Origin of the sequence: Bartonella sp. AP4SXKL, from assembly GCF_042195845.1 — a bacterium.
Classification (GTDB): Bacteria; Pseudomonadota; Alphaproteobacteria; order Rhizobiales; family Rhizobiaceae; genus Bartonella.
Genome location: NZ_JBHIPA010000089.1, coordinates 1 through 569 on the forward strand (window position 1 = coordinate 1; position 569 = coordinate 569).

Consider the following 569-nt stretch of genomic DNA (forward strand, 5'->3'; position numbering starts at 1 on the left):
GAAGTGTTGAGAGACGCTTAAATAGCCCTTATTGTAAAAAGCATTCAGAACAACTTGAATGCAAACCTTAAGTCTTGCTTCAGCAGAGAAAGCCTTGTCCGTCCTTACGTGATAAGGTTTTTTTTATGCCGCGTCGTTATAACGTTGCTGTTTTGCTTGCTCGATGACATTCAAAAGATCCGATTGTAACCAACGGGATAAAAAGCCAAATTTTAAAGGTTTTGGGAGAGAGCCATTGGTTACATGACGGCGGAATGTTGAAACACTCATATGAAGCAATTTTGCACTTTCACGGTCAGTTAAAAGAATATCATTTTCTGTCATATTAAAATCCTTTCACTATAAAAATGGTAACAAATCATAACTATTTATTAACCACATTTTGGTTCATTTAGAAAGATGTTTTATTCATAGAAAACAATATTTTATTATACAATTTCTGATGTGATACGTGATGAATCTTATTGAGAAAGAATGAGAGACAAGAGAGCTAAAGTTATCCACAGATAATGGGGTTATTCACCCCATATTTTAGGTTTGACCCGTGACATAAGCCGCCCATTTATCCA

1 protein-coding gene is annotated in these 569 nt (G+C 35.1%); it reads right to left on the reverse strand.

Annotation, left to right across the window (positions count from 1 at the left end; all coding sequences use genetic code 11):
- Positions 1–123: 123 nt before the first annotated feature.
- On the reverse strand, positions 124–324 hold the full coding sequence (locus ACFIMI_RS09825; protein WP_015856172.1) for an AlpA family transcriptional regulator: 201 nt from the start codon (positions 322–324) through the stop codon (positions 124–126).
- Positions 325–569: the final 245 nt, after the last annotated feature.

Bases quoted from the DNA above. Each gene is read 5' to 3' on its own strand.
- ACFIMI_RS09825 (WP_015856172.1), bottom strand. From the start codon at position 324: ATGACAGAAAATGATATTCTTTTAACTGACCGTGAAAGTGCAAAATTG.